The sequence below is a fragment of the Leisingera aquaemixtae genome, from assembly GCF_001458395.1.
GTDB lineage: Bacteria > Pseudomonadota > Alphaproteobacteria > Rhodobacterales > Rhodobacteraceae > Leisingera > Leisingera aquaemixtae.
On the sequence record NZ_CYSR01000031.1, the window covers coordinates 40,819 to 65,473 of the forward strand.

A 24,655-nucleotide genomic window follows, 5' to 3' on the forward strand; every position below is an offset into this window, starting at 1 on the left:
AATAGCCCCCATGACACACGCACCCCAAGACCGGGCCCAGCAACAGCTCTTTGACCGTCAGGCGCTGGCAGCCCGCCGTGCCAGACGGCAGGCGGACGCCCTTTTTCTGCACCATATGGCGCGGGATGAGGCCGAGGATCGCCTGAGCCTGGTTAACAGAACCTTTACAGCGCCCGCCGTGGTCTGCCCTTTCCCGGAGGTCTGGGAAGGGTTTCAGCTGGACGCGAAGATTGTGTCCGACGCGGACGTTCTGGAACTGGAGCAAGGCGCGCATGATGTGGTGATCCATGCCATGTGCCTGCATTGGGCCAATGATCCGGTGGGGCAGCTGATCCAATGCCGCCGCGCCCTCAAGGAAGACGGGCTGCTGCTGGTCATCCTGCTGGGCGGCCAGACCCTGCACGAGCTGCGCGCAGCCATGGCCGAAGCAGAGACAGCCGTTCTGGGCGGCCTGTCGCCGCGGGTTGCCCCGATGGGAGAGATCCGGGATTTGGGCGGGCTGCTGCAGCGGGCCGGTTTTGCCCTGCCGGTGGCCGATCTGGTGCCGCTCACCGCGGAATACCGCGATCTGACGCATCTGATCCACGACCTGCGCGGCATGGGGGAGACCAACGCCCTCGCCCAGCGCCTTAAGCGCCCGGCGCCGCGAACCCTGTTCCAGCTGGCCGATCACATCTATCGCGCGCATTTCGCCACCGCTAACGGCCGGTTGCCAGCGACGTTTGAACTGGTATGCCTCACCGGCTGGTCGCCGTCGGACAGCCAGCAAAAACCCTTGCGCCCCGGCTCTGCCCAGATGCGTCTGGCGGATGCCTTGAGGGTGCCGGAATCCAAGCTCGGCCCCCGATAAGTTTCCGCTATGGCTGCGCCAATGTGATCCAATTGGCCTTCTGCGCGTAAAGACAGTAGTTTGCCGCCAACACCGAAATTCTCAGCCCCACAGGACCTGCCCATGCTGGACGCCGCCCGGACCGCCAAATGCCCTGCCCACGCCCCCGCCGATCACCCCAAGATCCCGGCGGAGAAAGTCGGCATCCTGCTGGCCAACCTTGGCACGCCGGACGATCATTCCTATTGGCCGATGCGCCGCTACCTGAATGAGTTCCTGTCCGACAAGCGGGTGATCGACTATCCGTCATGGAAATGGCAGCCGCTGCTGCAGCTGATCATCCTGACCAAACGCCCGTTCTCCTCCGGCGCGGCGTACAAGTCGATCTGGAACCATGACAAGGGCGAAAGCCCGCTGATGACCATCACCAAAGACCAGACTGCCAAGATGGCTGAGGTGATGAAAGCGCAGTACGGCGATCAGGTGATGGTCGATTTCTGCATGCGCTACGGCAACCCCTCAACCAAGTCCAAGGTACGGCAGATGGTGGAGGCCGGCTGCCAGAAGATCCTGTTTGTGCCGCTCTATCCGCAATATGCCGGCGCGACCTCTGGCACGGCCAACGACCAGTTCTTCCGCGCCCTGATGGAAGAAGCCTGGCAGCCCGCCGCGCGCACGATCGCGCCTTATTTCGAGCAGCCTGCCTATATCGACGCGCTGGCGCGGTCGGTGGAGGAGGCCTATGCCAAGGCAGCGAAGCGTCCGGATATCCTGGTGGTTTCTTACCACGGCATGCCCAAGCGTTATCTGATGCAGGGCGATCCTTATCATTGCCAGTGCCAGAAAACGACACGCCTGCTGAAGGAGCGGCTGGGCTGGGACGACACCCAGATCACCTCGACCTTCCAGTCGGTTTTCGGGCCGGAGGAATGGCTGAAGCCCTACACCGTGGACCACGTCGCGGCGCTCGCCAAGGACGGCAAGAAGAACATCGCGGTGATCGCGCCGGCCTTCTCTGCCGACTGCATCGAGACGCTGGAAGAGATCAACGAGGAAATCCGCGAAAGCTTTGAACACGCGGGCGGCGAAGACTTCCTGTATATCCCCTGCCTCAACGATGATGAGGACCATATCGCCGCACTGGCCGGGGTTATCGAGCAGAACCTGCAAGGCTGGCTGGACTAAACCCTCGTCCCGGTCCAAATAGGATCCAATGTTGGATCGCCGGGCACGCCGGCAGACCGGGGAGAGTTTGGATGACGCTTGCGCATTGGGCCGCCGCCCTTGAAGAACATTGGGGGATCAAGGCGGAACTCAGCCGCCTTGATGGGGAGTATGATCTGAACTTCCTGGCCCGCGACGCACATAGCCAGGGCTATATCCTCAAAGCCATGCGCCCGGGCTGTGAGACTTGGCTGGTCGATATGCAGGTGAAAGCCTTCGAGCATATTGCCGCGCGCCAGCCGGATCTGCCCTGCCCCCGGGTGATCGCCTCAGCTGACGGCCGCTCTCTGCTGACACTCCCGGACGAGAATGGCCAGGACCGGCTGGTCTGGCTGCTGAACCAGCTGCCCGGGCACTGCTATGCCAAGGCTGCGCCGAAAAGCGATGCCCTGATTCATGAGATCGGCGAGGTGCTGGGCGGCTCGGCCAAGGCGCTGGAGGATTTCCGGCACGAAGGTCTGGAGCGCGATTTCAAATGGGATCTGATGCGCGCAGGCTGGATCAGGGACCAGCTGCCCTGCATCACCGATCCGTCGCGCCGTTCGCTCCTTGAAGAGATTTCTGAGGATTTCGCCAAGTTAGAGCCTGCGTTGGCGGCGCTGCCCAAGCAGGCCATTCACAATGACGCCAATGACTACAACATCATGGTGGCGGGTGAACTGGGCGAGCCGCGCCGGGTGTCGGGCCTTATCGACCTGGGTGACATGTGCGCAGCGCCACGGATCTGCGACCTGGCGATTGCTGCGGCCTATATCGTGCTGGACCATCCGGCCCCGGAAGCCGCCCTTGCGGCTTTGGTGGCGGGCTATCACGCGGCCTCTCCGCTGACGCCCGCCGAAGTGGACATGGTCTGGCCGCTGCTGCGCACGCGGCTGGCTGTCAGCGTGGTGAACTCTACCCTGATGGCGGCGGAGAACCCGGACGATCCCTATGTCACCATCTCGCAAGCCCCGGCCTGGCGGTTCCTTGAGGGCAACACGCTGCATGGCGGTCTGCTGACGGCCCGGCTGCGTGCCGCCTGCGGGCTGCCGGTGGTGGACGGCGCCGGCCGGGTGATGGCCTGGCTTGATCAGGAACGCGGCAACTTCGCCCCGCTGATGGGCCAGGATCTGGCAGGCGCACCAATGGGGTCGCTGTCGGTAGAGCACTCCACTTGGCCGCAGAACCCGTTTCACATGCCGCTGGAGGAAGCTGCCAGAGTCGGCGAGGAGTTCGAGGACAATGGCCGCATCTGGATGGGTTATTATAACGAACCGCGGCTGATCTACACGGATGCGGCCTTCCGCAAAGGGCGATGGAAAGCCGACAACCGCCGCACCGTGCATCTGGCGGTAGACGCCTTTGCCCCGGCGGGCACACCGATGTTTGCCCCCTTGCGCGGTGAGGTCTATGCGGCCGAATACCGAGACGGTCATCTGGATTATGGCAGGGTGGTCATCCTGCGGCATGAAACGCCGGCGGGCGATTCGTTCTATACCCTTTACGGCCATCTGGACCCGGAATGCCTCACCCGGCTGAAGCCCGGCTACATCGTGGAGAAAGGCGAGGAGTTCTGCCGCCTGGGCGATCCCGGCCAAAACGGCGGCTGGGCGCCGCATGTGCATTTCCAGCTGGCGCTGACCACCGAGGGGATCGAGGCCGATTGGCCCGGTGTCGGCGACCCGGACGAAATGTACCTGTGGCAGTCCCTATGCCCCAACCCGGCGGCGCTGCTGAACCTGCCGGATGAAAAAGTCCGATATCACCCCACAAGCAAGGAAGACGTGCTTGCCGGCCGCCGCGCGCATTTCGGCGGCAACCTGAGCCTCACCTACAAAGACCCGGTGATGCTGGTGCGTGGATGGAAACACCACCTGTTCGACGAATGGGGGCGGCCCTATCTGGACGCCTACAACAATGTCCCTCACGTCGGCCACGCCCATCCGCGCATTCAGGCGGTGGCGGCGGATCAGCTGAAACGGATGAACTCGAACACCCGCTACCTGCATCCGGCGCAGACCGCCTTTGCCGAGAAGGTCCTGTCAAAACTGCCGGACCGGTTCGAAGTCTGCTTTTTCGTGAATTCCGGCACCGAGGCCAATGAGTTGGCCCTGCGCCTGGCCCGCGCCCATACCGGGGCCAAGGGCATGGTGACGCCCGATCACGGCTACCACGGCAACACCACCGGTGCGATTGATATCTCTGCCTACAAATTCAACAAGCCCGGTGGCGCTGGCCAAGCGGACTGGGTTGAGCTGGTGGAAGTTGCCGATGACTACCGCGGCTCTTTCCGGCGCGGCGATCCGGACCGGGCGCAGAAGTTCGCAGATCTCGTAGACCCGGCAATCGCCCGTCTGCGGGAAAAGGGCCATGGTGTTGCCGGGTTCATTGCCGAAACCTTCCCGTCTGTGGGCGGCCAGATCATCCCGCCCAAGGGCTACCTGCCTGCGGTTTATGACAAGATTCGCGCCGCAGGCGGCGTTTGCATCGCAGACGAAGTGCAGACCGGCCTGGGCCGTTTGGGGGACTTCTACTTTGGCTTTGAACATCAGGGGGCGCTGCCGGATATCGTTGTGATGGGCAAACCGATCGGCAATGGGCATCCGCTGGGCGTATTGGCCACCACCAAGGAAATCGCCGCGAGCTTCGACAACGGCATCGAATTTTTCTCAACCTTTGGTGGCTCGACCCTCTCCTGCCGAATCGGCAAGGAGGTGCTGGACATCGTCGATGACGAAAGCCTGCAGGAAAATGCCCGTGTGGTTGGCGCCCAGCTGATCGGCGGACTGAAGGCGCTGGAGGGGAAGCACGCCTGCATCGGCGATGTGCGCGGTATGGGCCTGTTTTTGGGGGTGGAACTGATCAATCCGGACGGCTCCGAGGCCACGGAGATCTGTGCCTACGTCAAGAACCGGATGCGCGATCACCGGATCCTGATCGGCAGCGAAGGCCCCAAGGACAATATCCTGAAAATCCGGCCGCCGCTGACGATAGAGCCGGATGATGCGGACATGATCACCAGTGTTCTGGACGAGATCCTGCGCGAGGTGGCGGCGGTCTGACCGCCCCCGCAGCGGCCTTTAGCCAACAAAAAAGGCGGTGGAGAACCACCGCCTTTTCCGTAACTGTGTCGCGAACTTAGTTCGCTGCAACAGCTGCGCCAACCAGGACCAGCAGCAGCAGCGGCAGCAGGATGCCGCTGGAAGAGCCCTGTGCTTCTTCAACGATGACCGGCGGTTCTACAACCGGCTCGGACAGGTTGCCCGCGGTAGCGGTCGAAGCAGCAGCGGTCAGCGCAGCAGCGATAACGAGTTTTTTCATGTTAACCTCCAGAATTTGCGCGGGCCATAAAGCTGAACCGCGCACCCAAGACATACCTCGTATTTTTTTCTAACCAGCAAAATCGCGCGATTGCAATTGCTTGTTATAGTTAACAGGCTAGCGCCCGGTCCCGTGGCGTCAAATTAGCAACACCTGTGTGCCCACTTTGGCAAGGCTGAACAGCTGGGCAATGTGTTCATTGTAAAGCCCGATGCAGCCATTGGATGATTTGCGCCCGATTTTGCGCGTGTCGTGGGTTCCGTGGATCCGGTAATACTTCCAGCTGAGGTACAGCGCATGGGTGCCAAGCGGGTTGTCCGGTCCCGGCGGGACATATGCGGGCCATTCCGGATTGCGCTTGCGCATGTTCGGGGTCGGCGACCAGCTGGGCCCTTCCACCTTGCGCACCACCGTGGTGCGGCCGCGCCGTGTCAGATCGTCCGACAGCGGCACCGAGGAGGGGAACAGCTTGTAGGTATTTCCATCCGCGGACCAGAAGTGCAGCGCCCGGCTGTCGATATCGACAAGAATCGCGCCATTGCGCAAATTGTCGAAATACGGCCTCCACGTTTTGGAGCGGAAAGCAGAGACATTTCGATGAACCGGCGGTTCCGGCTCCGGCGGCGGCCGCAGCGGATCGTAAGCCTGCTGAGAGAGTCCGGTGTCTTCCTGCGCCAGCGCGGAAGAGGAAATCAGGGCAGCGCTGCCGGCAAGAAACTGCCGCCTGCTGAAGTTCTTAAATGGGATACGGGACATGATTCATTCCAACTTGCGCAATCGGGATCCAGGATTTTTGCATTTTATGGCCGGAAAGCCGCAGTCGCAAACCAATCCGTCACCGCGGTCCGCATATTTCTGCCACCCCGTTTGCCTCCCGGCCACAGGAAGGATAAGTGCAGAAGCATCTGACGGAGCATGAGAGAATTATGAAGCGCGTTTTTCTGCTTATGGCTGCGGCCATTCTGACTGTCGCGGCCGCTTGTACGCCCGCAACCGACTCCAGCAGCACCTACCGCATACGCAATGCGGACAAGGTCCAGATCCGGATGCTCGATTCCGTCAATGCGCTGCGCCAGGCCGCAGGTGCGCAAACGGTTCAACTGAACGCTGAGCTGACCGCCGCCGCCGCGACCCACTCGCGCGATATGTCGGTTCAGAACCGGCCCTGGCATTTCGGCTCCGACGGCTCCTCGCCGCTCGACCGGGTCACACGGGCAGGCTACAATGGCACGCTGCTGGGCGAGAACATCTCGGAAACCTACGAAAATGAGCAGCAAACGCTCACCGCTTGGCTGGAACGGCCCGCCACGCGCGCGGTTATCCTGGATCCGAAGGCTGCGAATATGGGCTTTTCCTGGTTCCAGGAGCCGAACGGAAAAATCTGGTGGACACTGGTAATGGGCAGCTGAGCCGCGGCGCGCCGTGCGTTAGCACGGCGCCACGCCCAAGGCTGCCAGGAGGTGCCGGCCCCGCCGGCGCATCTGCAGGCGCGGGAGCCCGCCGCCGGGGATTGCGGATCAGGGCCGCAAAGCGATGGTGGTTCCGTCCTGCACCATGGCATAGATCTCTTCGATGTCGTCGTTTGACACCGCGATGCAGCCTGCGGTCCAATCGCTGACCCGCGCTGCGCGCTTGCGCTCCTTCGGGTTGTTGGGCTGCCCGTGAATAAAGATCTCGCCGCCGGGCTTCTTGCCCGCCGCTTGCGCCGCGGTCTGGTCCTGCACATTCGGATATGAGATGCCGACTGACAGGTGGTACCGGCTGTTCGGGTTGCGGCGGTCGATCACATAGGTGCCTTCCGGAGTTTTTCCGTCGCCCTCGAACTGCTTGTGGCCCTGCGGTGCAAAGCCCAGATCAACGTCATATTCCCGCAGCACCTCTTCGTAGTGCAGCAGATACAGCTTGCGCGAGCTCTTGTTGATCACAACCGATGTGACCTGGGGTCCTTCATAAAACTGGAACCTGCGCGCCGCGCTGCCGGTCCTGCTGCAGCCTGCCAGTGCAAGGCTAGCGGCAGCACCGAAACCGAATGCCCTTCTGTTCATTTTTCAGCCTGTATTTTTTGTTTGCCTCTATTCAGGCCATACCGCGAAATCGGGATTAAGAAAATTCACATTTTCCTGTCTTCGCCTGCAGGGCCGGAAATCTTCCGCTCAATGGCCTCCAGACGGGCAAGCACTTCATCCCGGTACGCATCGGTGCGCACGCCCTCTTCCTCGCCGTGCGCGTCCTGCATCGAGTTCACGATCAGGCCAACCAGCAGGTTCACCACCGCAAAGGTGGTCACCATGATGAAGGGCACGAAGAACGCCCAGGCATAGGGGTGAACCTCCATCACCGGCCGCACGATCCCCATTGACCAGCTTTCCAGTGTCATGATCTGGAACAGCGAATAGGCGCTGCGTCCCAGATCGCCGAACCACTCCGGGAAATCCTGGCCGAACAGCTTGGTAGAGATCACTGCGCCGATATAGAAAATGATCGCCATCAGCAGAAAGACAGAGCCCATGCCGGGCAGCGCGGTAATGAAGCCTTCGACCACCCGTCGCAGCCTTGGCGCCACCGAGATGACCCGCAGAACCCGCAGAATGCGCAGTGCCCGCAGAACCGACAGCCCCTGTGCCGCCGGCACCAGCGCAATGCCGACAATTACGAAATCAAACACATTCCAGCCGCTTAAGAAGAACCGCAGGCGGCGGACATAAAGCTTGGCCAGGATTTCGACGACGAAGATCGACAGGCAGGCGTGGTCAATCAGGTAGATCAGGTCGCCAGCTCTGGCCATTACTGATGGTGCAGTTTCCAGTCCCAAAGTGACTGCATTGACCAGGATGACAGCGGTGATGAAACGGCCAAAGCCTGCACTGTCCAGAAAGGCTTCGAGCCGGCGTGTCGGGGTGGTCGCTGGGGTGTCGGTCATTTCAGTCTTTCAGGGTGAATCGCGCAACAGCTTCGATATGGGCAGACCAGCGGAACTGGTCAACAACCTGGACCCAGCCGAGGTCATAGCCCGCTGCGGCCAGCGTTTTGGCATCCCGGGCAAAGCTGACGGGGTTGCAGGACACATAGGCGATCACTGGCGTGCGGGCTTTGGCCAACTGCGCGACCTGGGCTTCGGCGCCGGCCCGGGGCGGGTCGATCACTGCCGCGTCAAAGGCGGCGCCGAACGGGTTCAGATCTTCGGGCAGCAGCGGATTGCGGAACAGGTCGCGGGCTTCGGTGGTGACTTTTTTCAACCCCTTGGCCTTGCGCCAGCCGGCGTCCAGCGCCGCCACCATATCCCGCTCTCCCTCGACTGCGTGCACCTCGGCAGCCTGCGCCAGAGGCAGCGCAAAGGTGCCGCAGCCGGCAAACAGATCAACGATCCGCTTGGCGCCCCTGGTGATTTCCAACACAGCGGCCAGCAGCGCGGCCTCGCCGTCTTTGGTGGCCTGCAGAAAGGCTCCCGGCGGCGGGCAGACCAGGGCGGGACCAAACGGCTGCACCGGCGGCTGCTCCATCGCGATCAGTTCGTCGTCCCAGGTCAGGCGGGCAATCCGGTGCTTCTCTGCCAGCTGTGCCAGCACGATCCGCAACGGCCCGTCCAGTGGCTTGCCGTTCTGGACAAACATATCCAGGCCCGCGTCCGAGGCGGTGACCGTGACCGACAACGGTGTTTTGCGGCTGGCTCCGGCCAGGGCCAGCGATTCCGCTACAGGAATTGCCGCCATCAAGGCGGGGTCCAGCAGCCGGCAATCGGGAATCTCTGTAATCACGTCCGACGCCTGGCCGTGGAATCCGGCCATCGCACCCTTCTTGGTGCGCCGCACCGCAAGCGTGGCCCGGCGGCGGGACTGGGACGGCGAGGTGTGGACAGGCCGGAACTCCGTCTCCAGCCCCTGCGCGGTAAGCGCATTGCGCACCACATCCGTTTTCCACTGGGCGACAAAGCCATCACTGGCGTGCTGCAGCTGACAGCCGCCGCAGGACTTGTAGTGCCGGCAGGGCGGCTGCACCCGGTGCTCCGACGGCGTCTCGATGCGGATGCTGGTCAAGCGGCTGCCCACGGCAATGCCGCTGACAACCTCGCCCGGAAGGGTGCGCGGGGCAAACAAGGGGCCGTCGGCCACGCCATCGCCCTGATGGCCCAGCCGGCTGATCGTTGCTGTAATTCTGGCTGCGTCTGTCATGGCGGCTCAATAGCGCGCCACAGGGGCCAGCAAAAGCAAAATGCGCCGGCAGGTTTACTCCGCCGCCGCCTGCTCCTCGTCTGTGCAGATGAAACCGCCGGACTGGCGCGCCCAGAACTGCGCGTATAGACCGCCCGTGGCCAGCAGTTCATCGTGGCTGCCGGTTTCGGCAATGCGCCCCCTGTCCATCACGATGATCCGGTCCATTTCGCTGAGCGTCGACAGACGGTGGGCAATCGCCAGCACCGTCTTGCCCTCCATCACCCGGTGCAGCGCCGCCTGAATTGCGGCCTCAACCTCAGAATCCAGCGCCGAGGTTGCCTCGTCCAGCACCAGGATCGGCGCGTCCTTCAGAATGGCGCGCGCCAGTGCAATCCTCTGCCGCTGTCCGCCGGACAGTTTCACCCCCCGTTCGCCAAGATACGCGTCATAGCCGGTGCGGCCCTGGCCATCCTCCAGCTCTGTGATGAACTCATGCGCCTCAGCCTTCTGCGCCGCCGCGATCAGCTCTTCCTCAGTGGCGTCAGGCCGGCCATAGAGAATATTCTCCCGTGCCGAGCGGTTGAACATGGCGGTTTCCTGGGTGACCATGCCGATCTGGCTGCGCAGCGAATTCTGTGTGACGGTGGAAATATCCTGTCCGTCGATCAAAATCTTCCCGTTTTCCCCTTCATAGAGCCTGAGAAGAAGCGATACGAGCGTGGACTTCCCGGCCCCTGAGGCACCAACGATGCCCAGCTTCTCCCCCGGATGAATGGTCAGGCCAACGCCCTGCACCCCGCCCACATCCCGGCCATAGGCAAACTCCACCTGGTCAAAAGCAATTTCACCCTTGCTGACCTTCAAGGGCTTGGCACCAGGCTTATCCTCAACCCTGTCGCGGACGGACAGGGTTTTCATGCCGTTCTCGATCTCGCCCACGTTGGAATAGATCGCCATCAGCGTGAAGCTGACCCAACCGGTCATCTGGGCGATGCGGATCGAGACCGCGCCCGCCGCCACGATGTCGCCTTCGGTTGCCGTGCCCGACTGCCACAGAAACAGCGTTGCACCGATCAGCAGCACCGGCAAAACGCCAGCCAGGCACATCAGGGAGAAGCGGAAGCTGGCGGATAGGTAACCGAAATGCAGCGACTTGTCACGGAACCGCACCATGGCGTCCTGGGCGGTGCGTTCCTCATGGTCGGCATGGGCAAACAGCTTGACCGTCTTGATGTTGGTGATCGAGTCGACAACCTGCCCGGTTACCATCGCCCGCGCCCCGGCCCGTGCGCCAGACCGTTTGCGGATGCGCGGCAGAAACCAGCGGATCAGCGCGAAATAAGCGATCAGCCACACCAGGAACACCGCGGTGATGCGCCAATCAATAGAGCCTAACAAGGCCAAAGAGCCTGCAAGAGAGGCCAGCGCAAAGGCCACCACATTGATCATCTCAGTGGTCACGGAGGTGACGGCAGTTGCCGTCTGCATCTGCTTCTGAGCGATCCGGCCGGCAAAATCATCGTCGAAGAACCGCACCGATTGGCCCAGCGTCCACCGGTTCAGCCGCGACAGCACCAGCGGGTTCACATTGGGCTGCACGATAATGGCGTTGGAGGCGGCAGACAGGCCAAACAGCACCGGGCGTACAACAAGGAAAAAGCCCAGCGCCAATGCGATGACCGCCACATTGCCGGCCGAGAAAAACTGTTCCGGCCCGCTGGCGATTGCGGTGTCGATGACCATCCCCAGGATAAAGGCGGTGCCCGCCTCCATCCCGCCGGCAAGTGCTGAAAAAGCCGCCGCCAGCACCAGCATGGGCCATGCCCCGGCCAGACACCAGCGCAGGAAGGATCCCAGCCTTTGCGGCGGCGGGCCCTCTGCCGGGCGGAAGGCGTCGATCAGGTTGCCAATTGTCATTCTGCTGCCTCAATACTCAGGAAGCCGCCGGACTGGCGCGCCCACAGCTGGGCATAAAGCCCCTGCGCCTGCAATAGCGCCTCATGCGAGCCTTCTTCAACTATACGGCCCTGATCCATCACCAGGATACGGTCCATCTGCGCGATGGTGGACAGCCGGTGTGCAATGGCAATTACCGTCTTGCCCTTCATCATGCCGTAAAGCGTTTCTTGTATCGCCGCCTCAACCTCGGAATCCAGCGCCGAGGTAGCCTCGTCCAGCACCAGAATCGGCGCGTCTTTCAGGATCACCCGCGCCAGAGTCACCCGCTGGCGCTGGCCGCCGGACAGCTTCACCCCGCGCTCGCCCACGTGGGCATCATAGCCCTTTCGGCCCTGGGGGTCCTCCAGGTCCAGAATGAACTCATGCGCCTGCGCCTGTTTGGCAGCGGCGATCATCTGCGCTTCGGTCGCGTCCGGGCGTCCGTACAGCAGATTGTCCCGGACCGAACGGTGCATCAGCGCGCTGTCCTGCTGGACCATACCGATATGGCTGCGCAGGCTGTCCTGTGTCACCGCCCGGATGTCCTGGCCGTCGATCAGGATCTGGCCACTGTCAGCGTCGTAGAACCGCAAAAGCAGTTTCACCAGGGTCGATTTCCCGGCGCCAGAGCGTCCGATCAGGCCGATCTTCTCGCCCGGCTGGATGGTCAGGCTGATCCTGTCCAGCCCGCCCGCCTCCCGCCCGTAATGGTGCGAAAGGTTGCGCAGCTCGATCTCTCCCTTGGTCAGCTTCAGCGGTTCCGCATTGGCAGCATCCACCAGGTCGATCGGCTGGGCGATGGTTTCCATCCCCTCGGCCACAACCCCCAGCTGGCGGAAGAAGGAGGTCAGCGCCCACATGATCCAGCCGGTCATTGCATTCAGCCGCAGGGTCAGCGCCGTGGCCGCCGCCACCAGACCGACCGAGGCCGTCCCCTGCATCCACAGCATCACGGCCCAGCCGACGACGCCGATAATCAGCAGACCGTTCAGCGTGACCAGCGTGGCATCCATGATGGTGAAGATGCGCATCTCTGTCTGGAACGTCTTGCGGGTGTTTTCGATTGCCTCGTGGGCATAGGTCAGCTCCCGGTCGTGATGGGCAAACATCTTGACCGAGTGGATGTTGGAATAGCTGTCAACCACCCGCCCCGTCACGGTCGAGCGCGCGTCTGACGACGCCTGGCTGGCCGGCCCGACCCGTTTGACGGTCCACATCACCAGAAGCGCATAAAGCGCGAACCAGACAGCCAGCGGCAGCATCAGCCGCACATCGGCCACCCACAGAAGCACCGCAGCGCCAACCAGATAAGCCAGGGAAAAGGTGATCGCATCAAACACCTGAAAGATCACTTCCCCAGCGGCGGGCGGGGTCTGCATGATCCGGTTGGCGATCCGGCCGGCAAAATCATTCTCGAACCAGCCCACCGATTGGCGCAGCACATGCTTGTGCGCCCGCCAGCGGATCAGCGTGCCAAAGTTCGGCAGGATCGCATTGTTCAGCAGCGCGACGTCCAAAAGCTGAATCACTGGCCGCAGCAGCAGAATGAACAGGGCGACCAGGATCAGCTCAGTCCCATGGTCGTCCCACACCTGCTGGGGCGTACCCGACATCAGGTCGACGATCCGGCCCATATAGTAGATCAGCCCGACCTCGATCCCGGCGACCACCACCGACATAAGCGCGGTCAGGACAAAGACGGATTTGAACGGCTTGCAATAGTCGCGCAGGAAAGGCCACAGCCGCGTCGGCGGCGTGTTGGTTTCCGGGTAGGCGCAATAAGGGTCAATAAGATTTTCAAAGAAGCGAAACATGCGGATGCTCCAGTCGTTCGAGCAATTCGGAATACAGATGCAGACAGCGGGCGGCCCAAGGCCCCCACGTCAAACGGGGCAAGGTCTCAGGCGTTAAAGAAACCAGATCCCGTAATACATCAGCATTCCTCCGTCATGTGGTGGCTGCCCTATGGGTACGCAAGATTTGCCGCCGTGTCACCCCCCAAGGTTGTGACGCTGCTGACAGGGCTTGTCAGCGGAGCGAAGCCAGCAACTCCTCGCGCGAAAGAGTGAACCCGGAAGCGATCCAGTTTGCTTCCATTTTCTTCATCGCTGCCCCCAATTCCGGCCCCGCCAAACCGGGCAGGAGATCGCGGGCTTTTACTGGAAAGACCGCACTGGCGCCCAGCGCAATATCAGTCTCCAAATCAGGGGAAAGCGGCTGTTGAAACAGGGCAGCGCGCAGCAGAAGCGCATCCAGCGCCTTCTCCGCACCCAGCCGGTATCCCAGCTCTCCTGCCTGCGCAGTGCCAGCCGCTGCCTTCCGGATTGCGGCCAGGTGAGAGGCCTGCGCCTTGCTCAGCCTCAGGGCCTCCTGCAGGCCTTCCCCGCCCAGCACGGCAAGGCGGCGGATGCCAGAGGCCGTTCGCCCGGCCTCCAAATGAATCAGCGGCGCAAGCGTCCGGTCATCCGCGCCGGGCAGAATCCGCGCCAGCACGCCAGCCTGCCGCATCGCTGCAACAGACGGCGCGGGATCGGGCGCCGCCAGCAGTTTCAGCAGCTCCGCGCCGACCCGCTCCTTGGACAGCGAGGCCAGACCGTCCAGATTGGCGGAAATCGCTGCCAGCGCATCCGGATCAAATCCCTCTGCCTGATCGCCGTACCAGGCGTGAAAGCGGAAATACCGCAAGCTGCGCAGGTAATCCTCGCGGATGCGGTGTTCCGCGGTGCCGATGAACCGCACCCGGCGCTTGGTCAGATCCGCAAGGCCGCCCAGCGGATCGACGATCTCGCCATCCGGGCGCGCATAGATCGCGTTCATGGTGAAATCGCGGCGGCGGGCGTCCTCAGTGATGTCGGTGGAAAACGCCACAACAGCCCGGCGGCCATCGGTCGCCACGTCTTTGCGGAAGGTGGTGATTTCGTGCGGGATGCCATTTTTGACCAGAGTCACTGTGCCGTGGTCGATCCCGGTCGGAACCGCCTTGATCCCGGCGCGGGCGGCCAGTTCCATCACCTGCTCCGGCCGCGCGTCGGTGGCGATGTCCATGTCGGAGACCGGCTCGCACAGCAGTGCGTTGCGCACGCATCCGCCGACAAACAGCACCTGCGCGCCATCCGCCGTGACAGCCTCGAACACCGCCTGCGTTGCCTGGTCGTTCAGCCAGGGCTGGTCAATCCGCATCAGCTCTCCATCCGTGCCGCAAAGCCGCGCAGCATCCGCGCGGTGGCGCCCCAAATGTAATAGGGCCCATAGGGAACGGTATAATAGCACCGGCGGGTGCCGCGCCAGCGGCGCGATTCGATGATGTAGTTTTCTGTGTCCAGAACGTGCCCCAGCGGCACGGAAAACACTTCGGCCACTTCCCCGGCTTCCGGTCGGGCCGCGAAGTCTTCGCGGATCAGCGCAACAACCGGGGTGACGGAGAATCCGGTCACTGTCTCGTGCTCCGGCAGACAGCCAAGGATTTCGGGCAGGTCCTGCGGCAGTCCGATTTCCTCCCAGGCCTCGCGCAGGGCGGCAGCGCAGGCGTCCTTGTCGCCCGCATCGACCTTGCCACCGGGAAACGCGATCTGTCCCGGATGGTGCTTGAGCGCCGAGGACCGTTTGGTCAGGATCAGCCGCGGCACGCCCGACGCAATGGAAACCGGCACCAGAACCCCGGCATCCCGCAGCTTGCGCCCCTCCGGCAGCACCGTGCCTGGGTTGAGGTCAAAGTCGGAAGAGCCGCTGCCCTGAAGCTGCAGCGCAGCGGCTATTCTGTCCTTAAGATCCCGCGCTGCCTCATTCACTGGGCGGATTTTCCGCTTCAAAGCCCAGCGACGCGGGATCCAGGTCATAATGCGCACCGCAAAACTGGCAGTCCGCAGTCACCCGGCCGTCATCCGTGGTCATCTTCTCAATATCCTTCGCCGAGTAGATCGACAGGCTCTGGCGCACGCGATCTTCCGAGCAGGTGCAGCCGAAGCGCACCGGCTGGAAATCGTAGACGCGGGGTTGTTCCTCGTGAAACAATCGGACCAGCAGGTCGGCGGGGGTGACCGACGGGCCGATCAGTTCCAGTTCCTCAACTGTGTTCAGCAGCATGGTGACGCGGTTCCAGTTCTCTTCCTCGTCGCCGGTCACCAGATCGGTGGCTTGCAGAACCTCGCCCGTTCCTTCGCCCTGGACCGCGAAGGGCGACGCCTTGGGCATGCTCTGCAGCATCACACCGCCGGCGCGCCAATGCTCAGGCACGCCGGGTTCAGCCGATTTGCCAAAGCTCAGCTTGAACATCGTGGGCAGCTGTTCGGACTGGGCGAAATACGCCTCGGCGCAAGCGCTGAGCGAGCCTTGGGCCAGCGGGGTGATGCCCTGGTAAGGCTGGGTGCCGGTGCCCTGGTCGATCAGAATCGCGAAATACCCTTCGCCCACCTGCTCGAACGGATCGCCATCGGTCAGGCGGCTGCGGTCAAAGCTGGCATAGGCGCGTATCTTGCCGATCTCACCTTCTTTCTGCGGTGCATAATAATCGGTGGCAATCATCCGCACCGCGCCCTTGGACTGCACCTGCAGCGACAGTTTCCAGCGCAGGGAAATCGTTTGGCCAATGAGCGCCGTCAGCAGCGCCATCTCAGCGACCAAAGCTTCAACCGCTGGCGGATAATCATGCTGTTTCAGGATACCATCCAGCACGCCGTCCAGCCGCGCCACGCGGCCGCGCATGTCGGATACATCAAGCTGGAAGGGCAGGACAGTGTCGTCCCACGCGATTTTAGAACCAAGAGTCATGGGGTTTCCTTAAGCGCCGGGGGTTGGCATACCGGGGCTATATAGGAGAAACGCCGCTGGAGTGAAGGGGGCTGCCCGTGATCAGACGTTTTGGCGACACCCCGCTAAAGGGCCAGCGCTACCGGATGCGGCCGGGGGCCTATGCGCTGCTGCCGCGGGGCGGCAAGCTGCTGATCACCTGCCAGTACGACCCCCACCCCGACTTGCAGCTGCCGGGCGGCGGCATCGACCCTGGCGAATCGCCGGTCCCTGCCCTGCACCGGGAGGTGTATGAAGAAACCGGCTGGAAAATCTCCGCCCCGCGCAAACTGGGGGTGTTCCGTCGCTTCGCCTATATGCCCGAATACGATCTGTGGGCCGAGAAACTGTGCCACATTTATGTGGCCCGTCCGCTGCGCTGCATCGGCCCGCCGTTGGAGGACGGGCATGAAGCGCTGTGGATCGATCCGCAGGAGGCTGCCGTCAGGCTGGGCAACGCCGGCGACCGCCATTTTGCAGCCCGGCTGGCAGCACGCCTGTGAAATCTGGCTAAACCCACCTCCCAAATACACAAAATCCCAGCCGCGGCCGGGATACCATCAGGCAGAAGCTGAGGCAGGTTCAGGGGCCTTGATATTCGAACAAGGTGGCTGAAACGTCATCTTCCAGCCCGTGCTCTTTGCTCATTACCTGGGTCAGGTGCCAGTACAGATCGTCCAGGAATTCCTTGCCGCTCTGGCCGGAGCCGCATTTCTCCACCAGCTCAAGCAGGCCCTCGGGTTCCAGCATGGAGCCATCTTCCAGCCGCGCCTCGGTGAAACCGTCAGAGAACAGCAGCAGGCGGTCGCCGCGCTCCATGGTGAATTCTTCCTGGCTGTAGCCGATATCCGGCACCAGCCCCACTGGAACGCCGCCTTTGCCGATAAATTCCATCTTGCCGCTTTTTCGCAGCAGCAGCGGGTGCGGATGCCCGGCCTGCACCATCTTGACGACCCCGCTGCGCAGGTCGGCAATGCAATAAGCCATGGTGAAGTATTCTTCGATGCCGGTGTCGGCGATCAGCCGGGCATTCAGCAGGCTAGCCACTTCTTCGGGCTGGCGCAGGGCGTAGAAACGGTTGAACCGCTTTTCCATGCCGACGTTCTGATCGAAATAGTTGGAGGACAGGTATCCGCCCAGCCGCGCCGTCATCATTGCGGAGGTGATGCCATGACCCGACACGTCAATGGAGTAGAAGCCGATTCGGTTCACGCCGGGAGAGAACATGCCCACTAGGTCGCCACCGATGTGCCCGCAGGGTTTCAGCAGCAGGCTGACGGTGGAAGAGCCAAAGGTCTTGGACAGTTCCGGCACCAGCGATTCCTGGATCTTGCGCGCCTGGATCAGGTCCTTGTCGATCGCATCATACACCCGCTGCAGCTCACCCAGGGTTTCGGAGACGATGCGGTTCTTCTCTGACAGCTCCCGCTGCATGCGCAGAATCCGCTCCCCCGCGGAAATGCGCGCGCGCAGCTCATCGGAACTCACCGGCTTGGTCAGGAAATCATCGGCGCCGGCATCAAGCCCCTCGGCAACCTCGTTCTTTTCGCTTTTGGAGGTCAGCAGGATGAAATAGGCGTAATCCCCGCTTGAGCGGGCCCGGAAGGCGCGGCAGAACTCCAGCCCGTTCATGCCCGGCATCATCCAGTCGCTGAGGATCAGATCCGGCGTTTCCGCCTGGCAGATCTCCATCGCTGCCTCGCCGCTCTCGGCCTCGACGACCTCAAAACCCCATTTCTTGAGTGAAGCGACAAGGATGCGTCTTTGCAGGCGGCTGTCGTCGACAACCAGCACACGGCGTATTGATCCGGCCACTGTGTGGTCCTCGTTGTCCATCGAACTTTCTGGCAGCACCGAAGGCACCTCACAAATGGCATAATCAGACAGTCTTGTGATACTATCGGTCCAGAAATTTAACAGGCGGTGAAACCTAAAATTTGAGCTTCCCCCTTTATTTCACTATATTTTTACTGCAATCAACTTAAGAAATCGCGCATGGCGACTGATCGTAGGGACAAGAGACATGATTGACTGGCCACGCGTGACCGAGCTGCGCGAAGAAGTGGGTGCTGAGGATTTCGAGGAAGTCGTAGAGATATTTCTCGAAGAAGTCGAAGAGGTTATCGGAAAGCTGCAAGACGGCGACCGCAGCCGGCTGGAGCAGGATCTGCACTTTTTGAAAGGCAGCGCCCTCAACCTCGGGTTTGCGGATTTTTCCGCACTCTGCCTCGACGGGGAGAGAAAGTCCGCACAGGGCGCAGCGGACGGCGTCGACATCCCCGCCATCATCACCAAGTTTCAGGATTCCAAGTCAGCCTTTCTGACGGGCATGTCCGAAAAATTCTGACCTCCGCCGCAGGTCTCAGATCACGAACTGCGCCAGCGTTTCGTCCCGGGTGATGTCCGTATAGGTCATCCCAGCCGCATCCAGCCGCGCGAACAGCTGCTCAAAATTTTCCGGCCGTTTGGTTTCGATCCCGATCAGAACAGAACCGAAGTTGCGGGCTGATTTCTTCATGTACTCAAAGCGGGCGATGTCGTCCTCAGGCCCCAGGATGCCCAGGAACTCTTTCAGCGCGCCAGGCCGCTGCGGCAGCCGCAGGATGAAGTATTTCTTCACCCCGGAATAGCGCTGCGCCCGTTCCTTGACCTCGGGCAGCCGTTCGAAATCGAAATTCCCGCCGGAGGTGACGCAGACCACAGTCTTGCCGCGGATCCAGGACCGCACATCCTGCAGCGCCTCGACCGACAGCGCGCCAGCCGGTTCCAGCACGATGCCCTCGACATTCAGCATCTCAATGATGGTGGCGCAGATCCGGTCTTCGGAAATTGCCAGGACATCCGGCAGCGGCACGTCCTTCAGAATGTCAAAGGGCAAGTCACCGATCCGTCCCACCGCGGCGCCATCGACAAAGGTATCAACGGTGTCGAGCGGCACCGGCTTGCCCGCCGCCAGTGCCGCGCGCAGGCAGGCGCCGCCGTCCGGCTCGACAAACAGACTGTGAACATCCTCCCCAAACCAGGAGGAAACGCCCGCCGACATGCCGCCGCCGCCCACCGGCAGCAGGATGTGATCCGGAGCCTTACCCAGCTGCGCCTCAATCTCCACTGCAATGGAGGCTTGCCCCTCGATCACATCGGCGTCGTCAAAGGGCGACAGGAAATGCCCGCCTTCCTGCGCGCACCATTCCTGCGCAGCGGCCAAGCAGATGTCGAAATAGTCGCCGACCAGGTGGATTTCGATATTGCCGCCGCCGAACATGCGGGTCTTCTGGATCTTCTGCTGCGGCGTGGTGACCGGCATGAAAATGACACCGCGCTTGCCCATATGCCGGCACATAAAGGCGACGCCCTGGGCGTGGTTCCCTGCCGAGGCACAGACGAACAGTTCCTGATCCGGCTGCTTGCGCATCGCGTTCATCGCGCCGCGGATCTTGTAGGAACGGACCGGGCTCAGGTCCTCCCGCTTGAGGTAGATGTCGGCACCGAAGCGTTCGGACAGATGCACATTGCGCTGCAAGGGTGTTGCGGGAAACACATCGCGCATCGCCTGTTCGGCAGCGCGGGCCTGGGTCTTGAAATCGCTCATGTATCCTTCAGTGGCGCATGCCCGCCCCTAAGGCAAGAGGCGGGTGCGAAGCATACATAAGAATACTAAGGATCAGACCGGGCGGCCCTCGACGTAGTGACCGTAAAGGGTGGTCATGATGCTGACGTTCAGAAGGCTCAGAATGACTGCAAATCCCAATTGCAGTACAAGCGAAAAGACCGGGATTCCGGCAACCGCCGACAACGCCAGCTCCACCACGAGCTGTGCAAGAAACACACACACACCAAGCAGAAACAGCGCCGGAATTGCGCCCTTGGTCGCCTCCAAGGCGTCACTCAGGCTAATTGCCCTGCCAACAGCCGCAGCGGGGAGAATGACCAGCAGCCGCGAGAGAAACAGGGCAACGGCAATAAACAGAACAATCAGAATGGCAACCCCGAAGTACCCCGCTGCCTCCGCAAACGCGCTTCCGATGAAGGCGACTGCGATCAGGGAGATCACCGAAACGATGGCAAGCTGGACCGCTCGCAGAAAGTAGATGAGGATATTGGAGGTGTGGAGCCGGGGAATCCATCCTTCAGGCATCTCTTCCAGAAGCACATACCTGTGCCAGGCAACAACACCCCAGATGCTGATCAGCATTACGACTACCCAGACTGCTGCCATTTGCAGTAAAAAGCCCGTAGACACGCTGCCCAGCGGCATGTTCACTGCCTGCCCCACTGGTATTATCCCTGATTGAAAAACAGCATAGACCACGGCAAACACCACTGCGAACACAAGCAGCGTTGGGACCAGGAATATCTGGATTGCAGCTTGGAAATTCCTGAGCACCATGCTCACGGAATGCGAGAAAATCGACCAGCCCTTCATTGGGGTATTCTCCAAAATGTCTTTCCGTTTTGCCGCGCACGTTAAGCGTGTCCCGCAGATTAGAAAACCCCGGAAAACCTTGCTCTTCCGGGCAAAACCCGATACGCCGCAGGCGTTCTGACCTGAGAGGGAATTCCATGTCCGCGCCCAAGAAAGTTGTGCTCGCCTATTCCGGTGGCCTCGACACCTCGATCATCCTGAAATGGCTGCAGACCGAGTACGGCTGCGAAGTTGTCACCTTCACCGCCGATCTCGGCCAGGGTGAAGAGCTGGAGCCCGCCCGCAAGAAAGCGGAGATGCTGGGCATCAAGCCGGAAAACATCTACATTGAAGATGTGCGCGAGGAATTTGTCCGCGACTTCGTGTTCCCGATGTTCCGCGCCAATGCGGTGTATGAGGGCCTCTACCTGCTGGGCACCTCCATCGCCCGGCCGCTGATCTCCAAGCGTCTGGTTGAGATCGCCGAAGCCACCGGTGCCGACGCCGTCGCCCACGGCGCCACCGGCAAGGGCAACGACCAGGTCCGTTTCGAACTGGCAGCCTATGCGCTGAACCCCGACATCAAGGTGATCGCCCCCTGGCGCGAGTGGGACCTGACCTCGCGCACCAAGCTCTTGGAATTTGCCGAGGCGCACCAGATCCCCGTTGCCAAGGACAAGCGCGGCGAGGCCCCCTTCTCGGTCGATGCAAACCTCCTGCATACTTCATCCGAGGGCAAGGTACTGGAAGACCCGGCGCAGGAAGCGCCCGATTACGTCTATCAGCGCACCGTGCATCCGGAAGAGGCACCCGACACCCCCGAGTACATTGAGATCGGGTTCGAGAAGGGCGACGCGGTCAGCATCAACGGCGAGGCGATGTCGCCCGCGACCATCCTCACCGAGCTCAATGAATACGGCCGCAAGCACGGCATCGGCCGGCTCGATCTGGTTGAGGGCCGATTTGTCGGCATGAAGTCCCGCGGCATCTACGAGACACCGGGCGGCACCATCCTGCTGGAAGCCCACCGCGGTATCGAATCCATCACCATGGACCGCGGCGCGATGCACCTGAAAGATCAGCTGATGCCGCAGTACGCAGAGCTGATCTACAACGGCTTCTGGTACAGCCCTGAGCGTGAAATGCTGCAGGCCGCCATCGACAAGAGCCAGGAATTCGTCTTCGGCACCGTGCGCGTGAAGCTTTATAAGGGCTTGGCCTCTACCGTTGGCCGCTGGTCGGAAAATTCGCTCTACTCCGAAGCGCATGTGACCTTTGAGGAAGACGCCGGTGCCTACGACCAGAAAGACGCCGCAGGCTTCATTCAGCTGAACGCCCTGCGCCTCAAACTGCTGGCCGCCCGTGAGCGCCGGATCAAAAAGTGAGTGATCACGACGGCATAGACAGCGATTTCGAGGATGATTTCGCGGAAGAGCTGGACATGTTCGTCGAAGCTCAGGACACCGTCTGGGCGGCTGTCCTGAACGAACTCTCTGCAGGACAGAAGACGAGCCACTGGATGTGGTTCGTCTTCCCCCAACTGGCCGAGCTTGGCCGGTCCCACATGGCGCAGCTTTACGGGATCGAGGATCTGGTTGAGGCCACAGCTTATCTGAACCACGAAAAACTGCGCGCCCGCTTGGTCGAGGTCAGCCAGCTGATGCTGCAGCACCGCAGTAAAAAGCCTGAGCAGATCCTCGGCGGCATCGACGCCAAGAAGCTACGCTCCTCGATGACGCTGTTTGCTGCTGTGCCCGGCGCGCCGGCAGAATTTCAGCAAGTGCTAGATGCCTTCTACGACGGTCAGCCCTGCCCGCTGACCCGGGACGCGCTTGCCGGCGGGTAATCCACCCGCTTCCCCCTTGGTCAATGTTGCCCGGACCGCCTTGCCTGCCTAACGCTCAAGTCAGGCAAGGGAGGAAAACATGGCACTTGAAGACATCGCAGCAGGCATTCGCGACGGCCTGACCGGAAAAACCTTCGATGGCTCTCTGAAATTCGATTGCGGCGACGAGGGTGTGATTGTGCTCTCACAGGGGGATGCCACAACGCTGGACCGGGACACCGACTGCACGCTGCGCCTGTCCGCAGACAACCTGCAAAAGCTGCTCGCCGGCAAGCTGAACCCGATGACCGCGGTGATGATGGGCAAGATCAAGGTGTCCGGCGACATGGGCGTCGCCATGAAACTGAGCAAGCTGATCGACTGAACCTCTTCCTCTCGCCCTAAATTCTCTGAAAGTGAGCGCCGCGGGAGCAAGGGGGCAAAGCCCCCCTCCGCACATCAGATCTTCACGGCTTTCATCTGCTCATAATAGGGCATTGCCGCCTGCAGCACGGGCTGCAGCGCGTCCGGCACGTCTGGCAGCGGCCCTTCGGCGCCGGCAAATCCGGTGGAACTCCAGACCGCGCCATACCAATGTTCAGCCCACACGCCGTCATCCTTGTGCCCGCCTTTGGGCCAGCTCAGCATCTTCGGGGAATAGGGGATGCCGATTGCGTCGCACAGCTGCTCCAGTTTTGCCGCCGAGTTCTCGCGGATATCGTGGCTGTCCACCACCACCGGCGTTTGCCCCCAGCTGCGCACCAGGTCAAACAGCTCTGCCTGCTGGCGGAAGCCGATATCCTCCAGCGTGGGATTTTCCCGTTTTGCCGCATAAGAGGCAATCACCCGCGCCGGGTGACGGATCAGAAAGACATTGACCGCCTCGCGCATCCAGTCACGCGGCACGCCCGGGATCATGTGCTGGGTCATGTGTTTTTGATAATAGTAGGGCTTCGCCCCCGGGACCGGCCCAAGCAGCGCCTTGGCCACAGCTTCGGGGTCCTGCGGCTGGCTGTCCAGAATCTCACTCCGCATCGGATGGTCGAGACCGGTCATCGCCAGATAGGCAGCATAAAACGGTTCATCCACCACTGCGCAATCGCCGCGGTTGCCAAAGGCATACATCATCGCGGTCGACAGGTTCCGCGGTCCTGACCACATGGCAATCCGCATCACGCACACTCCTTCTCAATCAGGTTCTTGTAGAGGCTCCTGATACGCTCGGTCATGGGACCCATCTGCCCGCTGCCGATCTGCCGCCCGTCGATCTCCCCCACCGGGGTCTGCGCGCCGAATGTGCCGGTGAGGAAGGCTTCATCCGCGCCATATGTGTCGACCAGTGAATAGTTCCGCTCATGCACCGGAATGCCGTTCTCTCGGCACAGATCAATCACTTTCTGGCGGGTGATGCCGTTCATGCAATAGTCCCCAGTAGAGGTCCAAACCTCCCCCTTGCGCACGATGAAGAAATTGCACGCGTTGGTGGTGTTTACAAAGCCACTCACGTCCAGCATCAGCGCCTCATCCGCGCCCGCTTTTTCTGCCGCGATGCAGGCGATGATGCAATTCAGCTTGGAATGCGAATTGAGCTTGGGGTCCTGTGTCATCGGCAGGCCCCGGATATGCGGCACCGTGGCCAGTTTGATCGGGCGCGGCAGGTTCGGGCGCGAGTGTTCCATGATGATCGTCATGGTCGGACCCTGTTGCGACAAGGACGGATGCTGGAAAGGCCGGGTTTTCACCCCCCGCGTGACCATCAGCCGGGCATGGGCATCCGTTGTCATGCCATTGGCTTTTTGCGTCTCTAACAGGGCATTTTCGACCCCTTTCCGGTCCAGGCCGATGTCCAGATCAATGGCCTTGGCGGCCTCGAACAGGCGGTCCAAGTGCTCATCCATGAAGGCCCAGGTGCCGTTGTACAGGCGCAGCCCCTCCCAGACGCCATCGCCCAGCATGAAGCCGCTGTCATAAACGCTCACCTTGGCCTCGGCCTTGGGAACGATTTCGCCGTTCAGGTAGATCAGGATCTCGTCGTTGCGCCGGTCTTCTTCGGCCTGATGGGTGCTCATCTTTTTGGTCATGGAATCCTCCTGCTGGCGGCACGTTAGTAAGATTGGATCCAATTTCCAAGCGGTAACTTGATGTCACCTGTTTGTGAAAAACCCGTCTGCCGGGTTGAGCGGCGCGAATACTGCCGGCAG

Annotated in this window: 24 protein-coding genes; 9 read left to right on the forward strand and 15 right to left on the reverse strand. The window is 61.6% G+C overall.

The window, feature by feature from the left end; all coding sequences use genetic code 11:
* The first annotated feature begins 10 nt into the window (after window positions 1-10).
* The 3 genes from PHA8399_RS17110 to PHA8399_RS17120 all read left to right on the forward strand — a co-directional run bounded on the left by PHA8399_RS17110 (window position 11) and on the right by PHA8399_RS17120 (window position 5,094).
* Window positions 11-850, forward strand: a complete 840-nt coding sequence (locus tag PHA8399_RS17110) for a methyltransferase domain-containing protein (protein WP_058287337.1) — start codon at window positions 11-13, stop codon at window positions 848-850.
* A 102-nt stretch (window positions 851-952) separates the two neighbouring features.
* Window positions 953-2,014 (forward strand): ferrochelatase, encoded by a 1,062-nt coding sequence (hemH, locus tag PHA8399_RS17115; RefSeq protein WP_058287338.1) that lies wholly within the window; start codon window positions 953-955, stop codon window positions 2,012-2,014.
* Window positions 2,015-2,085: 71 nt separating this feature from the next.
* A complete protein-coding gene (locus PHA8399_RS17120) occupies window positions 2,086-5,094 on the forward strand; it encodes an aminotransferase class III-fold pyridoxal phosphate-dependent enzyme (protein ID WP_058287339.1) in 3,009 nt (1,002 codons plus the stop codon).
* A 76-nt stretch (window positions 5,095-5,170) separates the two neighbouring features.
* Here the strand turns inward: PHA8399_RS17120 and PHA8399_RS17125 are convergent, their stop codons facing one another.
* Both PHA8399_RS17125 and PHA8399_RS17130 read right to left on the reverse strand, forming a co-directional pair.
* Window positions 5,171-5,353 carry a hypothetical protein gene (locus PHA8399_RS17125; protein WP_008557026.1) on the reverse strand — a complete coding sequence of 61 codons (183 nt, stop codon included), beginning with the start codon at window positions 5,351-5,353 and terminating at the stop codon, window positions 5,171-5,173.
* Between the two features lie 138 nt (window positions 5,354-5,491).
* Window positions 5,492-6,109, reverse strand: a complete 618-nt coding sequence (locus tag PHA8399_RS17130) for a L,D-transpeptidase (protein ID WP_058287340.1) — start codon at window positions 6,107-6,109, stop codon at window positions 5,492-5,494.
* Between the two features lie 170 nt (window positions 6,110-6,279).
* Between PHA8399_RS17130 and dalA the strand changes: the two genes are divergently transcribed.
* A complete protein-coding gene (gene dalA, locus PHA8399_RS17135) occupies window positions 6,280-6,762 on the forward strand; it encodes a divisome-associated lipoprotein DalA (RefSeq protein ID WP_058287341.1) in 483 nt (160 codons plus the stop codon).
* 108 nt (window positions 6,763-6,870) lie between these two features.
* On the opposite strand, the gene PHA8399_RS17140 is transcribed toward dalA, so the two are convergent.
* The 8 genes from PHA8399_RS17140 to hslO form a co-directional block, all read right to left on the reverse strand.
* Window positions 6,871-7,398 (reverse strand): L,D-transpeptidase family protein, encoded by a 528-nt coding sequence (locus PHA8399_RS17140; protein ID WP_058287342.1) that lies wholly within the window; start codon window positions 7,396-7,398, stop codon window positions 6,871-6,873.
* A gap of 65 nt (window positions 7,399-7,463) precedes the next feature.
* Window positions 7,464-8,273 carry an ion transporter gene (locus tag PHA8399_RS17145; protein ID WP_058287343.1) on the reverse strand — a complete coding sequence of 270 codons (810 nt, stop codon included), beginning with the start codon at window positions 8,271-8,273 and terminating at the stop codon, window positions 7,464-7,466.
* 1 nt (window position 8,274) lies between these two features.
* Window positions 8,275-9,522 carry a class I SAM-dependent RNA methyltransferase gene (locus PHA8399_RS17150; protein WP_058287344.1) on the reverse strand — a complete coding sequence of 416 codons (1,248 nt, stop codon included), beginning with the start codon at window positions 9,520-9,522 and terminating at the stop codon, window positions 8,275-8,277.
* A gap of 54 nt (window positions 9,523-9,576) precedes the next feature.
* Window positions 9,577-11,421, reverse strand: a complete 1,845-nt coding sequence (locus PHA8399_RS17155) for an ABC transporter ATP-binding protein (RefSeq protein ID WP_058287345.1) — start codon at window positions 11,419-11,421, stop codon at window positions 9,577-9,579.
* The gene (locus PHA8399_RS17160; protein WP_058287346.1) at window positions 11,418-13,256 is read right to left on the reverse strand and encodes an ABC transporter ATP-binding protein; all 1,839 of its coding nucleotides are present in this window, start codon (window positions 13,254-13,256) and stop codon (window positions 11,418-11,420) included. The genes PHA8399_RS17155 and PHA8399_RS17160 overlap by 4 nt, the downstream gene beginning before the upstream one ends.
* Window positions 13,257-13,470: 214 nt before the next feature.
* On the reverse strand, window positions 13,471-14,622 hold the full coding sequence (locus PHA8399_RS17165) for a CCA tRNA nucleotidyltransferase (protein ID WP_058287347.1): 1,152 nt from the start codon (window positions 14,620-14,622) through the stop codon (window positions 13,471-13,473).
* Complete coding sequence (locus tag PHA8399_RS17170; protein ID WP_439330526.1) at window positions 14,622-15,278, reverse strand: CoA pyrophosphatase; 657 nt, start codon at window positions 15,276-15,278, stop codon at window positions 14,622-14,624. Before PHA8399_RS17170 ends, PHA8399_RS17165 begins: the two co-directional genes overlap by 1 nt.
* On the reverse strand, window positions 15,223-16,209 hold the full coding sequence (hslO, locus tag PHA8399_RS17175) for an Hsp33 family molecular chaperone HslO (RefSeq protein ID WP_058287349.1): 987 nt from the start codon (window positions 16,207-16,209) through the stop codon (window positions 15,223-15,225). Before hslO ends, PHA8399_RS17170 begins: the two co-directional genes overlap by 56 nt.
* Before the next feature lie 77 nt (window positions 16,210-16,286).
* On the opposite strand from hslO, the gene PHA8399_RS17180 reads away from it, so the two are divergent.
* Window positions 16,287-16,730 (forward strand): NUDIX hydrolase, encoded by a 444-nt coding sequence (locus PHA8399_RS17180; RefSeq protein WP_058287350.1) that lies wholly within the window; start codon window positions 16,287-16,289, stop codon window positions 16,728-16,730.
* Window positions 16,731-16,809: 79 nt separating this feature from the next.
* Here PHA8399_RS17180 and PHA8399_RS17185 read toward each other — a convergent pair whose 3' ends face one another.
* On the reverse strand, window positions 16,810-18,063 hold the full coding sequence (locus PHA8399_RS17185; protein WP_145977062.1) for a PP2C family protein-serine/threonine phosphatase: 1,254 nt from the start codon (window positions 18,061-18,063) through the stop codon (window positions 16,810-16,812).
* A gap of 187 nt (window positions 18,064-18,250) precedes the next feature.
* Here PHA8399_RS17185 and PHA8399_RS17190 point away from each other — a divergent pair, with 187 nt between their 5' ends.
* Window positions 18,251-18,574 (forward strand): Hpt domain-containing protein, encoded by a 324-nt coding sequence (locus tag PHA8399_RS17190; RefSeq protein WP_058287352.1) that lies wholly within the window; start codon window positions 18,251-18,253, stop codon window positions 18,572-18,574.
* A gap of 15 nt (window positions 18,575-18,589) precedes the next feature.
* On the opposite strand, the gene ilvA is transcribed toward PHA8399_RS17190, so the two are convergent.
* Together ilvA and PHA8399_RS17200 are read right to left on the reverse strand one after the other, a co-directional pair.
* Window positions 18,590-19,816 (reverse strand): threonine ammonia-lyase IlvA, encoded by a 1,227-nt coding sequence (gene ilvA, locus PHA8399_RS17195; protein WP_058287353.1) that lies wholly within the window; start codon window positions 19,814-19,816, stop codon window positions 18,590-18,592.
* A 72-nt stretch (window positions 19,817-19,888) separates the two neighbouring features.
* On the reverse strand, window positions 19,889-20,650 hold the full coding sequence (locus PHA8399_RS17200) for a hypothetical protein (protein WP_058287354.1): 762 nt from the start codon (window positions 20,648-20,650) through the stop codon (window positions 19,889-19,891).
* Between the two features lie 137 nt (window positions 20,651-20,787).
* Between PHA8399_RS17200 and PHA8399_RS17205 the strand changes: the two genes are divergently transcribed.
* The 3 genes from PHA8399_RS17205 (at window position 20,788) to PHA8399_RS17215 (ending at window position 22,839) form a co-directional block, all read left to right on the forward strand.
* Window positions 20,788-22,014, forward strand: coding sequence for an argininosuccinate synthase (locus tag PHA8399_RS17205; protein WP_058287355.1), 1,227 nt, complete (start codon window positions 20,788-20,790; stop codon window positions 22,012-22,014).
* On the forward strand, window positions 22,011-22,475 hold the full coding sequence (locus tag PHA8399_RS17210) for a DUF1810 domain-containing protein (RefSeq protein ID WP_058287356.1): 465 nt from the start codon (window positions 22,011-22,013) through the stop codon (window positions 22,473-22,475). Before PHA8399_RS17205 ends, PHA8399_RS17210 begins: the two co-directional genes overlap by 4 nt.
* 79 nt (window positions 22,476-22,554) lie before the next feature.
* Complete coding sequence (locus PHA8399_RS17215; RefSeq protein WP_058287357.1) at window positions 22,555-22,839, forward strand: SCP2 sterol-binding domain-containing protein; 285 nt, start codon at window positions 22,555-22,557, stop codon at window positions 22,837-22,839.
* Window positions 22,840-22,913: 74 nt separating this feature from the next.
* Here PHA8399_RS17215 and PHA8399_RS17220 read toward each other — a convergent pair whose 3' ends face one another.
* Together PHA8399_RS17220 and PHA8399_RS17225 are read right to left on the reverse strand one after the other, a co-directional pair.
* Entirely contained in the window at window positions 22,914-23,627 is a 714-nt protein-coding gene (locus PHA8399_RS17220) for a sulfotransferase-like domain-containing protein (protein WP_058287358.1), read from the reverse strand.
* Window positions 23,627-24,535 (reverse strand): D-amino acid aminotransferase, encoded by a 909-nt coding sequence (locus PHA8399_RS17225; RefSeq protein ID WP_058287359.1) that lies wholly within the window; start codon window positions 24,533-24,535, stop codon window positions 23,627-23,629. The genes PHA8399_RS17220 and PHA8399_RS17225 overlap by 1 nt, the downstream gene beginning before the upstream one ends.
* Window positions 24,536-24,655: the final 120 nt, after the last annotated feature.